Origin of the sequence: Achromobacter animicus (assembly GCF_040775605.1) — a bacterium.
Taxonomy (GTDB): domain Bacteria; phylum Pseudomonadota; class Gammaproteobacteria; order Burkholderiales; family Burkholderiaceae_B; genus Achromobacter; species Achromobacter animicus.
Genome location: NZ_JAYGJK010000001.1, coordinates 2,808,073 through 2,828,738, shown reverse-complemented (window position 1 = coordinate 2,828,738; position 20,666 = coordinate 2,808,073). Strand labels below are relative to the sequence as shown.

The following is a 20,666-nucleotide window of genomic DNA, read 5'->3' as shown; positions in this document are numbered from 1 at the left end:
CGCCCGCCCCCGGCGCGCCGGAGCGCCGGAGCGCCGGAGCGCCGGAGCGCCGGAGCGCCGGAGCGCCGGACCGCCAGACCGGGGATCAGTGGTGATGCTCGTCCAGCACCAGATGCGCGAGGCCCTTTTCGGTGGCGATGCCGACCTTCTGGCCGATGGGCAAGGTGGCTTTGGTGGTGACATGACCGTACGGCAGACCGGTAATGACCGGCACCTTGACCGTCTTGCGCAGCCAGGCCACGACCTCGTGCAGATCGTACCCCTTGTCGTGCGGCGCCAGCTTGTATTCGGTGAAACGGCCCAGGACGATGGCCTTCTGGCGCGCCAGGATGCCAGCCTGCCAAAGCTGGATCAGCATGCGCTCGACGCGGTACGGATGCTCGGCCACGTCTTCCAGGAACAGGATGCCGCCGCGAATCTTCGGCATGTACGGCGTGCCCAGCAGCGAGGTCAGCATCGCAAGGTTGCCGCCCCACAGGATGCCGCGCGCGTCGACCGGGTCGGCGTCCTGGGTTTCGAAGCTGAGGATCTCCAGCTCGCCGCGCATCACTTCGCCGAACAGCGCTTCGGTCAGGTCATCGACCTTTTTGCCGCCGAAATCCTGGACCGCGGTGGCGCCCGTGTAGCTGATCGCGCCGGTCTGCGCCAGCAGCGCCAGGTTGAACGCCGTGAAATCGCTCATGCCGACAAAGCGCTTGCCGCTGTCGGCCATGGCCTTCCAGTCGATGGCGTGCAGCAACCGGCCCAGCCCGTAGCCGCCGCGCGTCACCATGACGATCGGCAGCTTCTGCTTCGTGGCGCGGGTCAGGCTGGCCAGGCGCTGGGCGTCCGTGCCGGCGAACCGTTGATGCTCGGCCAGCGCCGTGCGGTCCAGCGCGGTCTTGAAGCCCTGTTGCGCCAGCCGTTCAAGCGCCAGCGTCACGGTGGCGGGGTCGCGCACGGCGGACGACGGGGAAATCAGGTAGATGCCGCGGGCGTCCGGCTGGGGACCGTGATGGTGCGCGTGGTCGTGGCCATGATCGTGGTCGTGACCGCATGCGTCGCCGCAGTCCGGGCCGTGATCGTGCGGGTGATCGAGCGCCGGGGTGGCTGCGGCCTTGGCGCGGCGCGCCTTGGCGGCGGGCTTGGCAGCGGACTTGGCGGCTTTGGGGGTACTCATGCGATGGATTCCTTGGCGCGGCGTTCGCGGAAGAACCGGCGCAGCAGGTCGCCGCAGGGTTCGGCCAGCACGCCGCCGGTGACTGAAGTGTGATGGTTGAGCTTGGGCACGGACCCGACGTCCAGCACGCTGCCGCAGGCCCCGGTCTTGGGGTCGTACGCGCCGAACACCACGCGCGCAAGGCGCGCATGCAGCATGGCGCCGATGCACATCACGCACGGTTCCAGCGTGACGTAGACGGTGATGCCGGGCAGCCGGTAGTTCTCAAGCTGGCGCGCGGCGCCGCGCAGGGCGACGATTTCGGCGTGCGCCGTGGGATCGTGGTCGATGATGGTGCGGTTGTAGCCCCGCCCCAGGATGTCGCCCTGGGCGGACACGACCAGCGCGCCCACCGGCACCTCGCCGATGTCGTAGGCGGCCTGGGCCTGTTCCAGGGCCAGGGTCATGAAACGCGCGTCCTGCTCGGTCCAGCGCGGCACCGCGTCCATCGGGGCCAACTCATCCACGGTACACCCGCGATTTCAGCGCGATGCGGCCCGCCAGGCTGGTGACCGCTTCTTCGAGCCATTGATACAACTCGGCCTCTTCGTCGTAGCGGGCCTGGTTCAGGTTGGACACGCGCCCTTCTTCGATGAAGCCCCAGGCGCGGCTGCGCTTGTCGCGGTGCTTGGGATCCCAGACTCCAAAGGCAAAGCCGCCGGCGCGGCGGATCAGCGAAAAGCACGGAATGTCGGTGTAGCCGTCGCCCACGAAGACCATCTGGTCGAACGGGATGCGCAGCCGGTCCTCGGGAACCTTGCGGTTGACCTCGAACGGCTTGTTGCGGAATTCGCGGCCGATGATGCCCTTCTGGATGTGGAACAGGTAGCGAGTCTTGTCGGTAAAGCTGACGACGCGCCGCGGAAACGCGATGCCGCCGTCCTCGCCATAGACGAATTCGGACGCCCAGATTTCGGTGAATTCATGCGCGATGGGCGTTGAGCGCACCACGTCGCCGATGCCGCTGGAGATGAGATAGAACTCGAGCTGCACCTGCGGGTGCTCGGCCCGGACCGCGGCGCGCAGACGCTGGAACAGCGTGGCCACGCCATCGTGCAGATCCAGGCGCGCGCCCCAATCTTTCAGGCGCTGCTGCGTGATGAGGCCGTGCCGTCCCTGCCGGGACAGTTCGATCATCTTATAGAGATAGGCCGGCACGGGATCCCAGTCCTGCTGAAACAGCAGGGGATCGACCTCTTCCTTCCAGAACGAGGCCGTGTCCACGCCGATGCTGTCCAGGAAACCGGACGTGCTGTCCGAGGCCAGCGTGTCGTCGAAATCGAAAATCAGGGCGATGACGTCGGACATGAATATGCGTGAAAAGAGGCGACAGCCGCCATTTTGCCTGAATGCGGCAGCGGCTGCGCCTGAGGAGCAGCGCGGTGCATCACGCAGCGCCCTGCTTCACCTTCGCTTCAAATCATGCGCCCTGGTTCGGAGCAACGCCTTACTGGCGGATCGGCGCGGTCATCGTTCCCGTGCCGGGAGCGGGAGCCATGCCCGGGGCGGGAGCCATGCCCGGAGCCGGGGCCATGCCCGGGGCCGTGCCGGCGGGCACCTGGATCACGGTCTCGCGCAGCACGCCGCCGCCCTGCACGCTGCCGCGCACGTTACCCGGCGCGGTCATTTGCGTGACGCAATTCTGGCGCTGGGTTTCGGGCAGACGGTTGCAGCGCGCCACCATGTTCTGCTGCAGTTGTTCGGGGCTTTCTTCGCGGAGATTCTGGCGGCTGCGCTCCTGGCGCGCCGCGCCGGCTTCGCGCAGGCAGGCATCCAGCGCTTGCCCGGTCCTGCCGCTTTTGCAGGCGGCGACGTCCTGCTGATAGCTGGACTGCGCCGAGGCGCCGGAAGATTGCGCTTGAACCGCGCCAGCGGCGAGCATCAGGCCGGCGGTGCAGAGAATGGCAGCAAGGCGCTTCGAAGGCATGGGAACAGTATTCATGGTCAGCTCCTTATGAAGAGATTGAACCCGGACGGCGCGGTATCAACCGCGCCGCCAACTGACCTCACTATCCCATGACCGCGCGATGGGGGACATAACTAGCGACGTGAATTCGTAAGGTTACGTTTCAACGTCAGCAAACAGGGACGGCCCGAAATCAGCGCGCGTCTTTGTCCGCTTCTGCCTTGGTAAGGCGGTTGCGGTACGTGGCTGCGCGCATCAGCAACATGGCCGTGACAGGCGACGACACAATCAGCAGCAGCGTGATGATGACCTCGTGAAACACCGGGCGCGCAGACAGCGCCGAGAACACCAGGATGGAAGACGCCAGCACGCAGGCGCAGCCCATCGTGTTGCCCAGCGTGGGGGCATGGATGCGCGACTGGAAGGTGCGAAAACGCAGCAGCCCGGCCGAGCCGGTCACGGCCAGCAGTCCGCCCAACACCAGCAGAATGGTGGCGGGGATACCGGCCCACAGGGGGATATCGACTTCCATCATGGCTCGATGACCTCGCCGCGCAACAGGAAACGCGCCATGGCGGTAGAGCCCACAAAGCCAAACAGCGCGATCAGCAGCGCGATGTCGAAGTACACCGAGGTGCCGGACCGGATGCCGAACACCAGCATCGTCAGCATGCCGTTGATGTACAGCGTATCCAGGGCCAGGACGCGGTCCTGGGCGGTGGGGCCGCGCAACAGGCGGATGGTGGCGAACACCATGCCCAGCGCAAAGCAGAGCAAGGCAAAGGATGCCGCCCAATACAGTACGGAATTCATTCGAACATCTCCATCAACGGGCGCTCGTAGCGCTGCTGCACCAGTTCGATCCACTCGTCTTCGTTTTGCAGATCGAGCACATGCAGTTTCAGCGCGTGGTCTTCAGTCAGGCTCACCCAGACCGTGCCGGGCGTGTAGGTGACGATGCAGGCCAGCATCGCCAGGCCATGCGGGTCGCGCATGGTGAGCGGGATCAGGATGAATCCCGGCGAGAACTCATTGCGACGCGGATTGAGGATCAGCCGCGCGACCGCGATGTTGGACTTGATGATGTCCCACGTCACGTGCAGGAAAAGCGGGATCACCTTCCACAGGTGGCGCGGCCGTGCATGCAGCGGGCGCAGGCGCGAGGCGGCCCACGTGAACCACAGCGCCAGCGCGATGCCCAGGGCGATCTGGCCCGGCGACACGCTTTCATTGAGGAGCAGCCACAGTGCAAACAGCAACGTGGGCAGGATCAGGAAGTAAAGGCGGCGCATCAGCTTCCTCCCTTGACGCCGCGCACGGTCTGCGCGGACATGACGGCGTCGATATACGACGCGGGCTGGTCGAGCGAGCGGGCGGCGTCGTCCAGGTAGGCCGACACGGGACCCGCGCCGGCGGCCAGGCCCACGCACAGCAACACCAGCACGGCGACCGGGCCTGCCTCGATTACGCGCAGGCGCGGCGTGCTGCGGTCGTCGCTGGCCCAGAAGATACGGATGCCGGTGCGGCCCAGGCCGATCAGGCCCGCCAGGCCCGACACCAGCACGGCGGCCACGAGCAGCCAGGCGTCCATCGGCGGCGCCGACTCGGTGGCGGCCGATACCGCTGCCGACAACAGCGAGAACTTGGCGACGAAGCCGGAGAGCGGCGGCAGGCCGGTCACCAGCAACGCGCAGGAAATGAAGGCCAGGCCCAGGAACGCCATTGCCGCGGGAATCGCCACGCCGACGACGTCGTCGGAGCGGTTCACAGAGGTTGGATCGTCCAGGTCGAAGGCATCGAGCGTGACCGCCAGCACGTTTGCGCCGAAGCTGCGGGTGCGTTCGATCAGTTCGGCCAGCAGGAAGAACGCGCCCGTGGTCAGCACCGAGCTGATCAGGTAGAAGAGCGCGGGACCCGTGAGCGTCACGCCCGGCATGCCCAACGCGGTCAGCAACGTGCCGGCCGACACGATGACGCAGTAGCCGACCATTTTTTCCAGTTGCTGGGTGGCCAACAGGCCCAGGGCGCCAAACAGCAGCGTGGCCAGTCCGGCGGCAAACATCCAGTCCAGGCTGAAGGCGGCGGGCGCACCGGTCGGCAGCAGCAGCGAGCCGATGCGCAACAGCGCGTAGATGCCGACCTTGGTCATGATGGAAAACATGGCCGCGATCGGGGCACCGGCCGAACCATACCCTTTGACCAGCCAGAAGTTGAGCGGCCAGGCCCCTGCCTTGACCAGGAAGGCCACGCCGAGGATGGCGGCGCCAGCCTCGAACAGCATGCGTTCAGCGCCTGCCAGATTGCCTGCGCGCAGCGCCAGGTCCGCCATGTTGAGCGTGCCCGTCACGCCGTAGATCAGCGCGATGCTGATCAGCAGCAGGAACGAGGCCACCAGGTTCACGGCGATGTACTGAAGGCCCGCGCTAACGCGCGCCACGCCGGACCCGTGCAGCAGCAGGCCGTAGGACGCCGCCAGCAACACTTCGAAGAACACGAACAGGTTGAACAGGTCGCCGGTCAGGAAGGCCCCATTCAGGCCCATCAGCAGGAACTGGAACAGCGAATGGAAATGCACGCCGGCGCGGTCCCAGCGGGCCAGCGCGTAGACCAGCGTGGCCAGACCGAGTACGGCCGTCAGCGTCAGCATGACGGCGGCCAGGCGGTCGACCACCAGCACGATGCCGAACGGCGCGGGCCAGTCGCCCACCAGGTAGGCCCCTACCCCGTTTTCCCAGACGCCGGGCACGCCCCCGCCGGCCACGACCAGCAAGGCGATCGCCGCCGCCAACTGGGCAAGCGTCGACAGAAGCGCGACCCCGCCGCGCGCGTAGCGGCTGGTGTCGGCGAACAGCAGCATCGCTGCGCCCGCGACCAGCGGAATGATGATGGGCAGGACAGGAAGGTGTTGAAGCCAGAAACTCAAGATTGGGACTCCCGTCCATCAACGTGGTCGGTACCCGTGAGGCCCCGCGAGGCGAGCAGCACAACCAGGAACAGCGCGGTGGTGGCAAAGCCGATGACGATGGCGGTCAGCACCAGCGCCTGCGGCAGCGGATCCGCATACCAGGAAGGATCATGCGCCATGGACGGATCCACCACCGGCGGCCTGCCGGACGTGAGCCGGCCCATGCCGAAGATGAAGAGGTTCACCGCGTAGGAGACCAGCGACAGGCCCATGATGAACTGGAACGTCCGGGGCCGCAGCAGCAGCCACACGCCCGAGCCCGCCAGCACGCCGATTGCGGCAGCGTATATCAATTCCATCAGGCTTCTCCTGTTTGAACGGCGGCCGCCTGGAGCTCGGCGGCGGCCTTGCGTTGCGCGCGCAGCGATTGGTGGGCAAGCGCCACCAGCACCAGCACGGTGGATCCGACGACCAGCATGTAGACGCCCAGATCAAAAAGCAGCACGCTGGACACGTGGACGTGGCCAATCAGCGGCAGCGCGACGTCCCAGGCCAGCGCGGCAAGGAACGGCTTGTAGGCCAGCCATGCGCTCACGGCGGCAATGCCGGCGGACAGCAGCCCGATGCCGATCCAGTTCTGGGGATTCAGGCGGCTGCGGGATTCGACCCAATACACCCCGCCCACCATGTATTGCAGGATGACGGAGGTGGCGAAGATGAGGCCGCCCACGAAACCGCCGCCGGGCTGGTTGTGGCCGCGCAAGAGGAAATACACGGAGATCAGCGCGGCGATCGGCAGCAGCAGGCGCACCAGCACCGCGGGCACCATCATCGAGCCTGCGGGCACCGGCGACTTGATGTCGGGCGCGTCCGGGATGCCGCCGTCCTGATCCATCTGCTGGCGGGGAATGTCCGCGCTCTCGGCGGCTGGACGGAAGCGGCGCAACAGCGCGTAGACGGTCAGCGCCACGATGCCAAGCACCGTGATTTCGCCGAACGTATCGAAGCCGCGGAAGTCCACGAGGATCACGTTGACGACGTTGGTGCCGCCGCCGTCAGGCAGCGCGCGATCCACGAAATAGGACGAAATGGGATTGGTCTGCGGCCGCGCCAGCACCGAATAGGCCAGCGCGGACATGCCCGTGCCGGCGGCGACTGCCAGCAGCAGATCGCGCAGGCGGCGGCCGCGTGCCTGCAGCGTGGCTTTCAGGCTTTCCTCGTCGTCCTGCACGATGCGGCGAGGCAGCCAGCGCAGGCCCAGCAACAACAGCACCAGCGTCACGACCTCGACAGACAGCTGCGTCAGCGCCAGATCGGGCGCGGAGAACCAGACGAAGGTCAGGCAGGTGATCAGCCCTGCCCCGCCCGCCAGCGCCAGGGAGGCCAGGCGGTGGTACTTGGCCTGGAACGCGGCGGCCAGGGCGCAGGTGCCGCCCACGATCCACAGCAAGGCGAAAACCGGATCGACCGGCGTCAGGCGCACGGCGCCGTCCAGCCAGCCGCCGGCGCGCAGCGGCAGCCACGCGACGAACAGCGTGCCCACCAGGATCAGCACCATCTGGACCTGCAGGCGCGTGGACGACACCCAGCGCAGCAGCCACGCGGCGGCGACGCTGGAGCCATCGAGCAGCGCTTCGAAGGTGCGGCGGCCGTCAAGGCGGTAGATGAACGGCACCCGGCCCGGATTGGCGCGCTGATGCGCGCGCAGGGCCAGGTACAGCAGCACGCCTGCGGTAGTGGCGACCAGGCTCATCGCCAGCGGAAGATTGAAACCGTGCCAGACGGCCAGGCTGTAGTCGGGCATGTTCTCGCCCAGGATGCTCTGCGCCGCAGTGGCCAGGAACGGGCCGACGGTCAGGCTGGGAACGATGCCCACCAACAGGCACATCATGACAAGCAATGCGCTGGGCAACAGCATCCAGCGCGGCGGCTCGTGGGGCTCGCGCGGCAGGTCGGTGGCCGGGGGGCCGAAGAACACCTGCAGGATGAAACGCAGCGAATAGGCGACGCTGAATGCGCCGGCGATCGTGGCGAGCAGCGGCAGGCCAAGCTGGACGTAGCGGTCGGCACTGACGAAGGTGGTTTCCGCAAAGAACATTTCCTTGGACAGGAAACCGTTCAGCAGCGGCACGCCCGCCATCGAGGCCGCGGCCACCATCGCCAGCGTGGCCGTGATGGGCATTGCCTTATACAGGCCGGACAGCCGGCCCAGGTCGCGCGTGCCGGTTTCGTGGTCGACCACGCCCGCCGCCATGAAGAGCGACGCCTTGAACGTGGCGTGGTTGATCATGTGGAAGATGGCGGCCACCAGCGCCAACGTGCTGTTCAGACCCAGCAGCAGCGTGATGAGGCCCAGGTGGCTGATCGTGGAATACGCCAGCACGCCCTTCATGTCCTGCTGGAAGATGGCCGCGTAGGCGCCCAGCACCAGGGTGATGAGACCCAGCCCGCCGATGATCCAGAACCACTCGTCGGTGCCAGAGAGCACGGGCCAGAAGCGCGCCAGCAGGAAAACGCCTGCTTTGACCATCGTGGCCGAGTGCAGATAGGCGGACACCGGCGTGGGCGCGGCCATGGCGTTGGGCAGCCAGAAATGGAACGGGAATTGCGCGCTCTTGGTCAGCGCGCCCAGCGCCACCAGCACCAGGACGGCTGGATACCAGGGGTCGGCGCGGACCAGGTCGCCCGATGCCAGGACTCGGTCCATGTCGTAGCTGCCGACGATATGGCCCAGGATCAGCACGCCGGCCAGCAGACAGAGACCGCCCGCCCCGGTGACCGTCAGCGCCATGCGCGCGCCCCGGCGCGCGTCCAGGCGGTGGTGCCAGTAGGCGATCAGCATGAACGACGCCAGGCTGGTCATTTCCCAGAATAGAACCAGCTGGATCAGGTTGCCCGAGAGCACCACGCCGAGCATGGCGCCCATGAAGGCCTGGAAGAAGGAAAAGAAGCGCGGGACCGGGTCTTCCGGCGACATGTAATAGCGCGCGTACAACACGACCAGCGCGCCCATGCCGGAGACGATCAGCGCAAAGAGCCACGCGTAGCCGTCCATGCGCAGGGTGAATTGCAGACCCAGGGCGGGCGCCCAAGGCATGTCGGCCCGTATGACGCCGCCGTTGGCGACGTCCGGATAGAGCGTCGCGATCAGAACCACGCACGCGAGGGCGATGAGGCCAGCCAACCACGCCTCGGCGTTGCGGGCGTTGGAAGGCAGCAGCGCGGCGCACAGGCTGCCGGCGAACGGCAGAGCGAGGATCAGGATCAGCGACATGGCGTTCCGAAAATGTCCGGGCCCCCTCCCGCCAGCGCAGGGCAGCGAGAGACGAAACAGACCGGGGATTGAAAAACGGACGGAACCCTTGGCCCGGTGCGTCGCTGCACTACACGTTGCCCCGAGGGGTCATCAACCAACGCCAATTGAACGGCGCAGACAGAAACAAACGCAATAGCTTTCTTGCAAGACCGGGCAAGAATCTCAGCCGAAAAATATCAGATTCTTGTAAGTTATGCAGGGATTTATGTACGTACCCAGCTAATGACAGCAAGATGACTGCGCAGCGATTGCGCATCGAAAGCTTCTCAATTTGTGTTCAACTGCCTGTCAGACTGACTTTTTCCTGTAACTTCTGTCATCTCCGCGCTTTTTAGGAACACGTTAGAAATTTTGCGATTTCTCATGACAGGGACAATCCCGAGTTGACCATGGGGACATACCTGTGTGGAATGCGGCCACGAGGCGTTGGCTTGCGACACCCCGGCAATGCGCGCCTCACCGAAGCTGGCCCGGCAAGATGGCCGGCTCGGAACAACAATATGGAGAAGACTCTTGAACGTGTTGTCACATGCCAAGGCCGTCCTGGCCGCCGCCATCGCTGGCGCCTGCCTGACCTCCGCTGCCCAGGCCGCAGACCCCTACCCCAATAAACCCATCCGCCTGATCGTCCCGTTTGCAGCCGGTGGCACCACCGATATCGTGGCGCGCGTCGTGGCCGAGGGCCTGGGCCGTGAACTCGGCCAGCCCGTGGTCGTGGAAAACCGCGCCGGCGGCGGCGGCTCCATCGGCGCCGACGCCCTGGTGCGCTCTGCCAACGACGGTTACACGCTGGGCGTGGCCACGGTCAGCACCATGGCCACCAATCCCGCCACGAACCCCAAGAACCCGTACAACCCGCTCAAGGACTTCACGCCCATCACCAACATGGTGAACGTGCCCAACGTCATGACGGTCAACCCGAGCGTTCCCGCCAAGACCCTGGCCGAATTCATCACCCTGCTCAAGAACAACCCCGGCAAGTACAGCTATGCGTCGTCGGGCGCGGGCGGCATCAGCCACCTGGACGGCGAGCTGTTCAAGTCGCTGACCAAGACCGACATGGTTCACGTTCCTTACCGCGGATCGGGTCCGGCGCTGAACGACGTGATCGCCGGCCAGGTGAACGTCCAGTTCGACAACCTGCCCTCCTCCATGCCGCACATCCAGGCGGGCAAGCTTCGCGCGCTGGCCGTGGCGGCGCCCAAGCGCCTGCCCGCCCTGCCGGACGTGCCGACGTTCGCCGAGGGTGGCCTGCCCGACATGGACAATATGGCCTGGTACGGCCTGGTGGCTCCCGCCGGCACGCCGCAAGCCGTGGTCGACCGCGTGCACGCGGCCGCGGTCAAGGCCTTGAAGGATCCGAAGATCGCCCAGCGCCTGGCCGACGGCGGATCGATCGTGGACGGCAACACGCCAGCCGAGTACGCCGCACAGATCAAGCGCGAACTTGAACTGCGCCAGCGCATCGCCAAGGACCGCAACATCGTCCTGACGAACTGATCGCAACCTGACGAGAGGGGCGCGGGCCGGCGGTTTGCGGTTGGCGCCCCGCTTTGCATTCGTCCCCGCTTGACGGCAATCGCCCCGGTGGTAGCATCTGCCCCGTGCAATCCGATATATCTTCCCTTCCCTGCGTCACCTGCGCTCTCTGCGCCCTGCGCTCAACGCTGTTGAGTTCGCAGGAGGTCGCCGCGCGTTCCGCTTACGCGCGGTCCAAGCCCGGCTAATCGCCCGCCTCTCCCCATTCTGATTTTTGCTCCGGCCCGTTGCCGGCTGCCTGCGCACATCCGCGCGTCCTGCAGCCTGAAACCGGCCGGCGGGCGCACTGCCGCGTGGCGGGCGCTCGTTCCCATTTCGCCGCTCGCACGCCCTTTCCGGCTTGCACGGCGGCCACGCACCGCACCTTTTCGATTCAGCGCCATGCAACTCACCAAAAAATTCGTCAAAGCCAAGAACCCCTGCGCGGGCGGCTACAAATGGTTCCTGCGCGACCACAACGGACAGGGGGACTATCAGGCCGTGCTCGATGCCCTGGTCGCCGACGGCCGCGTCGGCGACGCCTGCTGGCTGCTGGACCAGTTTGGTCCGACCGACGCCGTGTTGCGGCTGGATACGCTGGATGCCACCGCCATCGTGTTTGCCGGGACGCTTGAAGTCCGCCTGGGGATCAATGTGGACACGGTGGTGCGCGCGGGACGCAGCCTTATCACGGGCGGCGGCATTCGCGCTGGCGAGTCGATCGTGGCGGGTGAAAACATCACGGCCGGCGGCAACATTGCCAGCGGCGGCAACCTGCGCGCCGGCGGCGACGTGGCGGCCGACTGGGGGATCGAGATTGCGACGCGCCTGGATTGCGGCGGCAATGTGCGCGCCAAGTGGGACATCTGCGCCGGACAGGACCTGGCCGTGACCGGCCACCTGCATGCCGGCCAGGACATCAACACGCAAGGCGCCATCAAGTGCGGTCAAGGCATCAAGGCAGGCGGCGGCGTGACCGCGGAGCAGGAAATCAATGCCGGTTGCGGTATTCAGGCGGGCGGATCCATTCAGTCGGGCGAACACCTCGCCTGCGGGTGGGGCTTGATCGCCGGCGAGGACATCCGCGCCGAGGGCGCGATCCGCGCGGGCGAAGGCGCGCAGGCGGCCGGCGTCATCGAGGCGGGCGCGGGACACGGCGTCTACGCCGGACTGAGCGTGCGGCTGGACGCATGGGATCTGTGTGCGCGGGTGGTCGCCCAATCCCGCCCGGCACAGTTGGTCAGCGGGCATTGGGCGGGACCGGACGGCGCGACGAGCGCCGGCTCCACGCCCCCTGACCAGCCGTGGAACGGGTGGATGGATGTCGGGGCGTCGCGGGATGGCGTAGCACCAGCATCAACCCTGTCAGGATCGCGGCCATGCCAGCCAAGCTGAGCGCCGGCAAGCGATTGCCCAGAATCAGGTAGTCCAGCGCCGCCGTGCCCACCGGCACCAGGTAGAACAGGCTGGTCACGTTGACGAGGTTGCCCGCCTGGATCATGCGGTAGAACAGCAGCGTGGCGCCGACTGAAATCACGAGGCCCATCCAGATCAACGGCACGATGAAGCCGACGCTCCAGTCGGCGTGCAGCGGCTGGAATGGTGCGAACAGCAGGCAGAGCACCAGACTGATCGCGTACTGCAACGGCATCACGTCCATCGGCGGTTGCTGGACGCGCTTTTGCAGCAAGGCGCCTCCCGTCATGCTGGCCAGCGCCGCGCAGGCGTACGCGATGCCCGCGACGGACAAGCGCGTCAGCGCGATGCTCTGATAGACGACCAGCACCAGCCCGGCGAGCGCCAGGAAGAGTCCCGCCAGACGCGCCGGCGCAAAGCGGCGCTCCGTCAGCGCCAGCGTCAGGATGGGCTGCGCGCCGAGCAACGTCGCCAGCACGCCAGGCGTCACGCCGTGGTCCAGCGCGAGCAGATAGCAGATGGAATAGCTGCCGATCAGCAGCGCACCCGTGGCCGCGACCTGCATGCGAGTGCCGGTCTGCGGCAACCAACGTCCCCGCCTCGCGCAGATCAGCAGCAGCACCGCCAGCGCAAGCAGGAAGCGGAACAAGAGAAAGCCGAAGGCGGAGGCATGCGACAGCCCCCATTTGGCAAAGATCGCGCCGCCGCTCCACAGCAGCACGAACAAGGTGGTGGACGCGTGGGCAGTCCACGCGTGTCGGATGATGGACATGAGGTATCACCTGTCTGAATGGGGTACAGCCTCCCGCCCGGGGCGCGAAAACGCACCCGTGCGCCAGCGCGGCAGGCGACGCCAAGGCGTCATGCTGTTCGCGGCGCGGCGCTGGGGTTCAGGCGGGAGACGGAGATGCGGCGGGTCAGCCTAGGACGGCTGACACAGGCGGATGCGTGCCCGACACGACGCCGCGAGGCGGCGATGCGGGCGGCGGCGCCGCGTTCTTGACAGGAGACACAGCCGGCGGAGCGCCGGCGGAGAAGGAGGCCGATACACGCGCGCACGCGAGACCCGCGCGGACGGCGCTGGCAAGCATGGCGAAAGGCGTGTAAGCAGGCATCCGCGCAGACTACCGGCGCCGGGCCGCAGCGTCAAGCATCGGCGGTTGTGGCCGCGCTGCTTCCCGGCACCGAGGCGCCGGAACCGGGCCGGTGCGCTAACCAATCCTGCGCTGCTCCACCCCCATGTCGCGCCATGCCTCGCCGTGGCACGTAAACATCAGGATCTGATGGCGGGTCGCGGCGTCGAACAGCGCGCGCTTCATGAAGTCGCGCCGGGCGTCGTCGGTGTGGACCAGCGCGTCGTCCAGCAGCAGCAAGGTGGGTCGGCCGGCCTCGCGCAGCAGATCGGCGTAGGCGAACCGCGCCAGGATGCCGAGCTGTTCCCGCGTACCGAAGCTGAGGGCGTCCAGCGCGTCTTCGCCATCGCCCCGGCGCAGCGCCGTGGGCAGCAGCGCATCGTCCAGGCGCAGCGCGGCGTCGGGAAAGAGCAGCGCCAGATAGTGGTTGAGCCGGCGGGCGAGCGGCGCTTGCAGGCGTTGCGTGGCGGCGGCGCGTTTGTCGGCCAACAGCTTTTGCAGCAGGTCCAGCGCGGCGGCGCGCCGTGCGAATTCGTCGCGGCGCCGTTGCAGACGCTCGCAGGCTGCCTGCGCTTCGGACAGGCGTTCGCCCAGGCCTTGCGCACCGGCCTGGTCCAGCTTGCCCTGCAATTGCAGGATGTCGCCGTGCCGCTTGTGCTGGGCGTCACGTTCGATGGCGGCGGATTTTTCAAACCGCTGCACGTCCTGTTCCGCGAGTTCGGGCCGGTGTTCAGCCAGCGAGGCCCGAGCCTCGCGTACGCGCAGTTCGAGCTGGTCGTGGGCGCTGCGCACTTCGGCGAGGCGGCCGGCGCGGGCGTGGCGTTGCGCCGTGCGTTCGTCGGATTGCAGTTCTGCGCCCCGGGCGGCAGCCTGCCCTTCCAGCAACTGGGCACGGGCTGTGTCGGCGTCTAGCGCGCGCTGCGCGTCGGCGACTGCCTTTTCCGCCTGCGCCGCAACGGCTTCGGCCTCGCGCAGGGCCTGCACGGCGTCGGGCAGATCGTCATCGCTTGTGTCGGGAACGATGCCGGCATCTGCGTCACCAACCCGAATGCCGTCTTCGGTTTCCTGCACAGGCGGCAGCTTGGACAGTCTTTCCTGCAACTGCGCCAGCCGCGCGAGAGCCTCGTCGCGCTGGGTGCGCAGCGCATCCACGCCGCGGGGCGCATGAATGCTCAGCGTCTTGCGCATGCCTTCGAGTTCGCGCTGCAGCGCGTTGTAGCGCGCGTGACGCTGTTCGGCATCGGCCAGGGTGTCGACGCCCGCCCGCTTGAGCAACGCGGCGCTTGCCGACTCCGCGCGCGCCAGTTCGCGCTGCAAGGCCGGCAGGTCTTGTCCGCCCGGCTCGATTTGCAGGCGCCCCACACCGGGCAGATCGAGTTCGGCCGCGGCCGTAAGCAGGACTTCGCCCGCGCCGCTGACGGCCTTGCCGTCCAGCAGCGCCTGCGCGCCGGCATCGAGCCGATACCGCAAGCGCGTCGCGACCGCCTGTTGTTGCAACTGCAGATTTCCAAGTTCGCGGCCGGCCTTGCGCAGCGCCTCGATTTCAGCATCGGATATTTCGAGTTGGACGGCTTCTGTGCGCAATGCCGAACCTTGCTGGATCAGGTGGGTGGCTGCGACCAGGGCACCGTCCAGGCGTTCGATTTCGGGGGTGAGCTGCGCAAGCTGCCGGTCCAGGTCGCGGCGGTCCGCCAGCGCCTGAAGCCGCGCTACGCGCCGGCGCGCGGCCTCGACTGCGGCGGCATGCGATTGCCGCTGCTGCAACGCGCGCGCCAGCGGTTCCTGCATCGCCTGCACATGGGCGTGCGCCGCGCGCGCATCCCGAAGCAGCGCCTGGTAATCGGCTTCGTCCTGTTGATCGCGGCGGACCTGATCCTGCAGCAATGCAAGGGTCTGGGCGGCCTGCGCCTGTTCGCGTTGCAGTCCGTCGAAGGCTTCACGCTCCTTGGCCAGTGCGGCAAGGCGCGCGCGGGCCTGGACAGCCTTGGCCTCGAAATCCTTCCAGGGTTGCGCGGCCTGGGCGCGTTCATGTTCGCGCCGCAGTTCGGCCAGGCGATCGACGTCGGCGTTGAGCTGGGCCATGGCCTGCCCGCACTCGTCGCGTTCGGACAAGGCGCGCGCGAGCGCGTCTTCGGCGTCCTTGTAGCTGCCCTTGGGACGGCCGTTGCGGGCGTCCAGCAGCGCGGCGCGCTCGGCCGACACGCGCTCGAACAGCCGGTCGCCGTCTCCGGAGGCCAGCTCGCCGGAGAGCTGCGTCAGCGCATCGCGCAGATGCGAGCCCGCAAAGCCGGCGGCTTCGTGCAGGTTCTGGCCGTCGCCTTGGCGGATCCATAGCAGGCCCGGTACGCCAGCCAGGTCAGGCTTGCTTTGGCCGCGCCCGGGCATTTCAAAGCCCAGCAAACCGGCCAGCGCGTTTTCGGCTTCTTCGCCGTCCAGCCGCTGCGCGCCGTCGTCCACCACGAGCTCGCAGCGGGCCTTGGACAGGAACTGCTTTTTCAGGACGTAGGCGTGATCCGCGTGCGTGAAGGCCACTTCAACGCTGGGGCGCGCGCCGGATTCGCCGCGCGGCGCCAGGTCGGCGACCTTGCTGGTGCTGTAGCGTTCAAGGAAGGCGGCTCGGATGGCGGCCGCGACCGTGCTTTTGCCGGCCTCGTTGGGGCCGACAAAGAGGTTCAGGCCGTCTTGCAGTCCGTCCAGCGATAGCGGCTGGCGGAACTTGCGGAATTCTTCGAGGGCGATGCGGGAGATCTTCATTTGGCGGCTCCCGGCGTGGCGGTTTCGCGCTGGAACCGCAGCAGCAGGCGCAAGGCCTCGCTGGCCTCGGCGGACTGGTCTTCGTCCGCCTGCAACGCCTGCAGTTGTGCGGCGACCTCGCCCACGTAGCCGCTGGCGCGCAATTCGGCCAGGTCAGCTTCGTCGGGTTCCAGGCGCACGCCGGACAAGTCCGGCAGCAAGGCCCGCACCTGCGCGGCGGCCTCGGCCACGGCCTTTTGCAGCGCATCCCAGGTTTCGAGGTTGACGTGCCCCTGCACGTCCAGGCGCAGTACGTCGTCTGACCGCAACGCCGTCATGCGTTCGGCCAGCGCCTGGGCATCGGTGGGCAGGCTAAGGGTTTCGGTCCAGGCGGACCAGCGGTACTTGCCGGTTGCAATGCGTTCGACCACGGGTGCGGCGCCCGGCGCGTCGATGCGCACGTCCAGGACATATCCGGGCTCGTTGCCGCGAAAGCGGTCCTGTTCCGGCGTGCCGGCATACCAGGTGCGTGTGTCAATGGACAGACAGCCGTGCCAATCGCCCAGCGCCAGATAGTCAAGACTGGCGCGGTCCGCGCGGTCGGGCGCAATGGGATTGGTGGCGTCGATCGTGTCGGGCAGGCGGCCGGCAACGCTGCCATGGGCGAGGCCCACGCGGATGCGTCCGGGTGGCGTTTCGAGCGTGTCGAAAGCCTGGGTGACGTCGTCGTAGGTGTGGCGTTGCGTAAGCGGCCCGGCAAGCACAGCGAGGTTGGCGTCCGGCAGGTCCACCACGCCGGTGGCAAGCGGCACATGCACGTTGGCCGGAATGCAGCCCAGTTGCATGGCGCGGCTCCAGACGCTGTCGGCAAGGGCCGCGTCGTGGTTGCCGGCGATCATTACCCAGGGCCCCGTGTAGCCGGCCATGGCGGCAAAGAGGCGGCGGATGCTGCGATCGGACACGGCCTGCGTGTCGAAGACGTCTCCGGCGACCAGCACGGCATCCACGCGGCGCTCGGCGGCCAGCGTGGCGATGCGCGCGACGACCTCGAAACGGGCCTCCGCGAGCATGGCGGCATCGTCGGTTTCAAACTGGCCGTATTGGCGGCCGATCTGCCAGTCGGCAGTGTGCAGGAAATGGGTCATGCGGCGATTTTGGCATAAAGCAACGAGCCGTTTCGCGCACAGCGTGCGCAATTCAGCGCACTCAAAAACACGCGGGCCGCATCGAAGCGGCCCGGCGGGTCTGCGTCCTACTGGCCGTGCAAGCGCGAGATCAGGCGCAGGCCGGTGAGACGCAGTTCAGACGCGATTCGAGGCGCGGATCACGCAACCCAAGCACGCCTCGAGGTGCAGCTTAAGTCCTGCTCAAGCGCCCTTGCCGTCCAGCACCAGTTGCTGGCGGGACGCCGCGCTGCGATCGTAGCGCGACAACCCGAGCCCGTCGGTGCTGATGGCGGGGCGCTGGCCCATGACGAGATCCGCGACCAGCTTGCCGGAACCGCAAGCCATGGTCCAGCCCAGCGTGCCGTGGCCGGTGTTCAGGTAGAGGTTGTTGTAGCGGGTGGCGCCGACGACCGGCGTGCTGTCCGGCGTCATGGGACGCAGGCCGGTCCAGAACTCGGCCTGGGCCACGTGGCCGCTGCCGGGGAACAGATCGTTGACCACCAGTTCCAGCGTCTTGCGGCGGGCGTCCTTCAGGCGCAGGTCGAAGCCGGACAATTCGGCCATGCCGCCCACGCGGATCCGCTGGTCAAAGCGCGTGACGGCGACCTTGTAGGTTTCGTCCAGCACCGTCGACACCGGCGCGGCGGCCTCGTCCTTCATGGGAATGGTGAGGGAGTAGCCCTTGACCGGATACACCGGCAGGTCCAGGCCGAGGGGTTCGAGAAAACCGCGGGTGTAGCTGCCGAAGGCGGCCACATAGCGGTCGGCCGTGAGGACTTCGTCGCCGACGCGCACGCCGGTGATCTGGCCGCCGGCGGTGTTCAGGCCCGTGACGCTTTGGCCAAAACGGAATTCAACGCCCAGTGCGGCCGCCATGTCCGCCAGGCGGCGGGTGAAAAGCTGGCAGTCACCGGTTTCATCATTGGGCAGGCGCAGGCCGCCGGTGAGCTTGTGCGCGGAGTTGGCGAGCGCGGGCTCGGCCGTGACGAGACGGTGGCGGTCCAGCAATTCGTAGGGAACGCCCACCTCTTCGAGCACGGCGATGTCGCGGCGCGCGGCTTCCATCTGGGCTTCGGTGCGGAACAACTGGAGCGTGCCGCGCGCGCGCTCTTCGTAGTGGATGCCGGTGGCGGCGCGCAGTTCACGCAGGCAGTCGCGGCTGTACTCGGACAGGCGCAGCATGCGTTCCTTATTGACGGCGTAGCGGTCGGCCGAGCAGTTGGCCAGCATGGCGGCCATCCATTTGAGCTGGAACAGGCTGCCGTCCAGGCGGATCGCCAGCGGCGCATGTTTCTTGAAGAGCCATTTGATCGCCTTGAGCGGAATGCCGGGCGCAGCCCAGGGCGTGGAATAGCCAGGCGACACCTGTCCGGCATTGGCGTAGCTGGTCTCCTGCGCCGCGGCGGGCTGGCGGTCCAGCACGGTCACTTTGGCGCCCTGCCGGGCCAGGTAATAGGCGGTGGTGGTGCCGATGACGCCGCTGCCGAGGACGATCACATGCATGATTCTTTCCGGTATTTGGATTTGTCTGGGAATTTCGGTAGTCTATGACCCCTTCAGCAGTGAAAAACACTGAAGATTTTCCTTGGGCAGTGGTTTTTCTCGGGCCAACCTTGTTTTTCGACCGGCGTTAGTGAAATGCGCGACCTCGACCGAATTGACCTCAAAATCCTCGACATCCTGCAGCGCGAAGGCCGGATTTCGGTCACGGAATTGGCCGAGCGTGTGAGCCTGTCGGCCACCCCCTGCTCCGACCGCGTCAAGCGCATGGAGCGCGAAGGCGTCATCACGGGTTACCATGCGCGCGTCAATCCTGCGGCGCTCGGCAAGAATCTGCTTGTCTTCCTGGAGATCAAGCTGTCGGCCAAGTCGGGCGACGTCTTCGACAAGGTCAAGCAGGAACTGCTGTACGTGCCCGAGGTCATGGAATGCCACCTGGTGTCGGGCGAATTCGACTACCTGGTCAAGGCGCGCCTGTCTGAAATGAATGAATACCGCCGTCTTCTGGGCGAAATCCTGAAGCGGCTGCCCGCGTCCGCCGAGTCTCACAGCTACATCGTGATGGAGGAGATCAAGGAGACGCTCTTCCTGCCGGTGGACCGCTAGGGCCTGTTCACACTAAAAGAAGGGATGCGCCGCGCCCGGCCAGGGGCGCCCGGCTAGGGGCGCCCGCCTTGTTACCGATAATTCCTGCGGCGGCTGCTATGCTGCGGCCCTTCCCGGCGAGCCGATGCGCTCGTCCGACCCTAATTTTTGCTCTTGCCCATGACCCGTCTTTATAAATACTTCTTCCGCGGCCTGATCACCGTCCTGCCGCTGGCGCTGACGATCTACCTGCTGTACCTCTTTCTGGCCTGGACGGAAGGCGTGGCGCTGACGTTCCTGCGCCCGTTCATCGGCGGCTTCTACGTGCCGGGCATGGGCCTGGCGCTGGGCATCCTGGGCATTCTGGCCATCGGCTACCTGGTGTCCAAGCAGCGCGTGCAGCGTTTCCTGACGCTGGTCGAGATGCCCTTCACCAACTTGCCGGTGGTCAAGAGCATCTATTCGTCGCTCAAGAGCTTTGCGGATTACTTCTCGCCCAGTTCCAAGAACACGGCCCAGCAGGTCGTTGTCCTGCGCATCCCGGGCCAGCAGCTTGAGCTGGTGGGCCTGGTGACGCGCCGCGGCACCGATGGCCTGCCCGAGGGATTCACCCAGGGCGATCGTGTCGCCGTCTACCTGCCGATGGGCTACATGATTGGCGGCTATACGGTGTTCGTGCCGCAGGAATGGGTGCAGCCCATCCAGATGTCGGTCGAGGAAGCCATGCGCTCGTCGCTGATCGCCTGGATGGCGCGGGCAGAAACCGGCGGCATCCGCCCCGTGCCGACGGCCAGCCCGGACGCGGCCGCGGATAAGCCAGTGGCTCATCCGGTGTCGCAGCCGGCCGCCCAGCCCGCGGGCCAAACCGCCGGCTCGTCCGTTTCCCCGGCCGCCACCCCGGCCGTCGCCCCGTCCGTCGCGCCGTCCGCAAATCAGCCCGCCGCTGCCGGTAACCCGGCCAACCCGCGCACCCCCGGCAACGGCCCCGCCTGACCTCGATTTACCGAAGCACTTCCATGTCCATCATCGAATTCACGCTTGCCGAAGGCAGCCCCTACATTGAAATCAATCAGCTGCTGAAGGCGACCGGCGTCGTCGACAGCGGCGGCGCTGGCAAGATGCTGGTGGCCGACGGCCAGGTCAGCGTCGGCGGCGTAGTCGAAACGCGCAAAACGGCCAAGATCCGCGATGGTCAGATCGTCACCTGCGGCGGCGTGCGCATCGTGGTCCGCGCCTTTGCCGGCGGCCACGACGACCACGGCGACAGCGCCTGACTTCCCTGTTGATCCC

17 protein-coding genes and 2 pseudogenes are annotated in these 20,666 nt (G+C 66.9%); 5 read left to right on the top strand and 14 right to left on the bottom strand.

All coding sequences use genetic code 11. From position 1 onward, the window contains the following. Nucleotides 1-85: 85 nt before the first annotated feature. From AB3147_RS12810 to AB3147_RS12765, 10 genes are all read right to left on the bottom strand, one after another. Nucleotides 86-1,159, bottom strand: a complete 1,074-nt coding sequence (locus AB3147_RS12810) for an LD-carboxypeptidase (RefSeq protein ID WP_367352085.1) — start codon at nt 1,157-1,159, stop codon at nt 86-88. Next, nucleotides 1,156-1,647 carry a tRNA adenosine(34) deaminase TadA gene (gene tadA, locus AB3147_RS12805; RefSeq protein ID WP_175122009.1) on the bottom strand — a complete coding sequence of 164 codons (492 nt, stop codon included), beginning with the start codon at nt 1,645-1,647 and terminating at the stop codon, nt 1,156-1,158. Before tadA ends, AB3147_RS12810 begins: the two co-directional genes overlap by 4 nt. A 10-nt stretch (nt 1,648-1,657) precedes the next feature. After that, entirely contained in the window at nt 1,658-2,506 is an 849-nt protein-coding gene (locus AB3147_RS12800) for a haloacid dehalogenase-like hydrolase (RefSeq protein WP_175121726.1), read from the bottom strand. A 139-nt stretch (nt 2,507-2,645) separates the two neighbouring features. Further along, nucleotides 2,646-3,140: a hypothetical protein gene (locus AB3147_RS12795; RefSeq protein ID WP_239214513.1), complete on the bottom strand. Its 495-nt coding sequence runs from the start codon at nt 3,138-3,140 to the stop codon at nt 2,646-2,648. A gap of 157 nt (nt 3,141-3,297) precedes the next feature. After that, nucleotides 3,298-3,639 (bottom strand): monovalent cation/H(+) antiporter subunit G, encoded by a 342-nt coding sequence (gene mnhG / locus AB3147_RS12790; RefSeq protein ID WP_175121727.1) that lies wholly within the window; start codon nt 3,637-3,639, stop codon nt 3,298-3,300. Continuing rightward, on the bottom strand, nt 3,636-3,917 hold the full coding sequence (locus tag AB3147_RS12785; protein WP_056317324.1) for a K+/H+ antiporter subunit F: 282 nt from the start codon (nt 3,915-3,917) through the stop codon (nt 3,636-3,638). The genes mnhG and AB3147_RS12785 overlap by 4 nt, the downstream gene beginning before the upstream one ends. Then, nucleotides 3,914-4,396: a Na+/H+ antiporter subunit E gene (locus tag AB3147_RS12780; RefSeq protein WP_175121728.1), complete on the bottom strand. Its 483-nt coding sequence runs from the start codon at nt 4,394-4,396 to the stop codon at nt 3,914-3,916. Before AB3147_RS12780 ends, AB3147_RS12785 begins: the two co-directional genes overlap by 4 nt. Next, the gene (locus AB3147_RS12775) at nt 4,396-6,027 is read right to left on the bottom strand and encodes a monovalent cation/H+ antiporter subunit D (protein WP_175121729.1); all 1,632 of its coding nucleotides are present in this window, start codon (nt 6,025-6,027) and stop codon (nt 4,396-4,398) included. The genes AB3147_RS12780 and AB3147_RS12775 overlap by 1 nt, the downstream gene beginning before the upstream one ends. Further along, the gene (locus tag AB3147_RS12770; RefSeq protein ID WP_175121730.1) at nt 6,024-6,368 is read right to left on the bottom strand and encodes a Na+/H+ antiporter subunit C; all 345 of its coding nucleotides are present in this window, start codon (nt 6,366-6,368) and stop codon (nt 6,024-6,026) included. The genes AB3147_RS12775 and AB3147_RS12770 overlap by 4 nt, the downstream gene beginning before the upstream one ends. Then, nucleotides 6,368-9,283, bottom strand: a complete 2,916-nt coding sequence (locus AB3147_RS12765; RefSeq protein ID WP_175136642.1) for a monovalent cation/H+ antiporter subunit A — start codon at nt 9,281-9,283, stop codon at nt 6,368-6,370. Before AB3147_RS12765 ends, AB3147_RS12770 begins: the two co-directional genes overlap by 1 nt. Nucleotides 9,284-9,838: 555 nt before the next feature. On the opposite strand from AB3147_RS12765, the gene AB3147_RS12760 reads away from it, so the two are divergent. Continuing rightward, nucleotides 9,839-10,825, top strand: coding sequence for a Bug family tripartite tricarboxylate transporter substrate binding protein (locus AB3147_RS12760; RefSeq protein WP_056560769.1), 987 nt, complete (start codon nt 9,839-9,841; stop codon nt 10,823-10,825). Nucleotides 10,826-11,245: 420 nt separating this feature from the next. Then, nucleotides 11,246-12,103: pseudogene (locus AB3147_RS12755) on the top strand (hypothetical protein); the annotation flags it as partial. Here the strand turns inward: AB3147_RS12755 and AB3147_RS12750 are convergent. From AB3147_RS12750 to AB3147_RS12735, 4 genes are all read right to left on the bottom strand, one after another. Next, a complete protein-coding gene (locus AB3147_RS12750) occupies nt 12,084-13,031 on the bottom strand; it encodes a DMT family transporter (protein ID WP_218343681.1) in 948 nt (315 codons plus the stop codon). The pseudogene AB3147_RS12755 and the gene AB3147_RS12750 sit on opposite strands and share 20 nt — an antisense overlap. A gap of 439 nt (nt 13,032-13,470) precedes the next feature. Beyond that, nucleotides 13,471-16,146 (bottom strand): AAA family ATPase, encoded by a 2,676-nt coding sequence (locus AB3147_RS12745; RefSeq protein WP_367352084.1) that lies wholly within the window; start codon nt 16,144-16,146, stop codon nt 13,471-13,473. After that, nucleotides 16,143-17,270, bottom strand: coding sequence for a metallophosphoesterase family protein (locus tag AB3147_RS12740; RefSeq protein ID WP_367352083.1), 1,128 nt, complete (start codon nt 17,268-17,270; stop codon nt 16,143-16,145). Before AB3147_RS12740 ends, AB3147_RS12745 begins: the two co-directional genes overlap by 4 nt. 222 nt (nt 17,271-17,492) lie before the next feature. Then, on the bottom strand, nt 17,493-18,794 hold the full coding sequence (locus AB3147_RS12735) for a D-amino acid dehydrogenase (RefSeq protein ID WP_367352082.1): 1,302 nt from the start codon (nt 18,792-18,794) through the stop codon (nt 17,493-17,495). Between the two features lie 135 nt (nt 18,795-18,929). Between AB3147_RS12735 and AB3147_RS12730 the strand changes: the two genes are divergently transcribed. The 3 genes and pseudogenes from AB3147_RS12730 to AB3147_RS12720 all read left to right on the top strand — a co-directional run bounded on the left by AB3147_RS12730 (nt 18,930) and on the right by AB3147_RS12720 (nt 20,650). Beyond that, nucleotides 18,930-19,397: a winged helix-turn-helix transcriptional regulator gene (locus AB3147_RS12730; protein ID WP_175121736.1), complete on the top strand. Its 468-nt coding sequence runs from the start codon at nt 18,930-18,932 to the stop codon at nt 19,395-19,397. Nucleotides 19,398-19,556: 159 nt separating this feature from the next. Then, nucleotides 19,557-20,145 (top strand): annotated as a pseudogene (locus AB3147_RS12725) (DUF502 domain-containing protein); the annotation flags it as partial. Nucleotides 20,146-20,392: 247 nt separating this feature from the next. Next, nucleotides 20,393-20,650 (top strand): RNA-binding S4 domain-containing protein, encoded by a 258-nt coding sequence (locus tag AB3147_RS12720; protein ID WP_175136648.1) that lies wholly within the window; start codon nt 20,393-20,395, stop codon nt 20,648-20,650. The last annotated feature ends 16 nt before the right edge of the window (nt 20,651-20,666 follow it).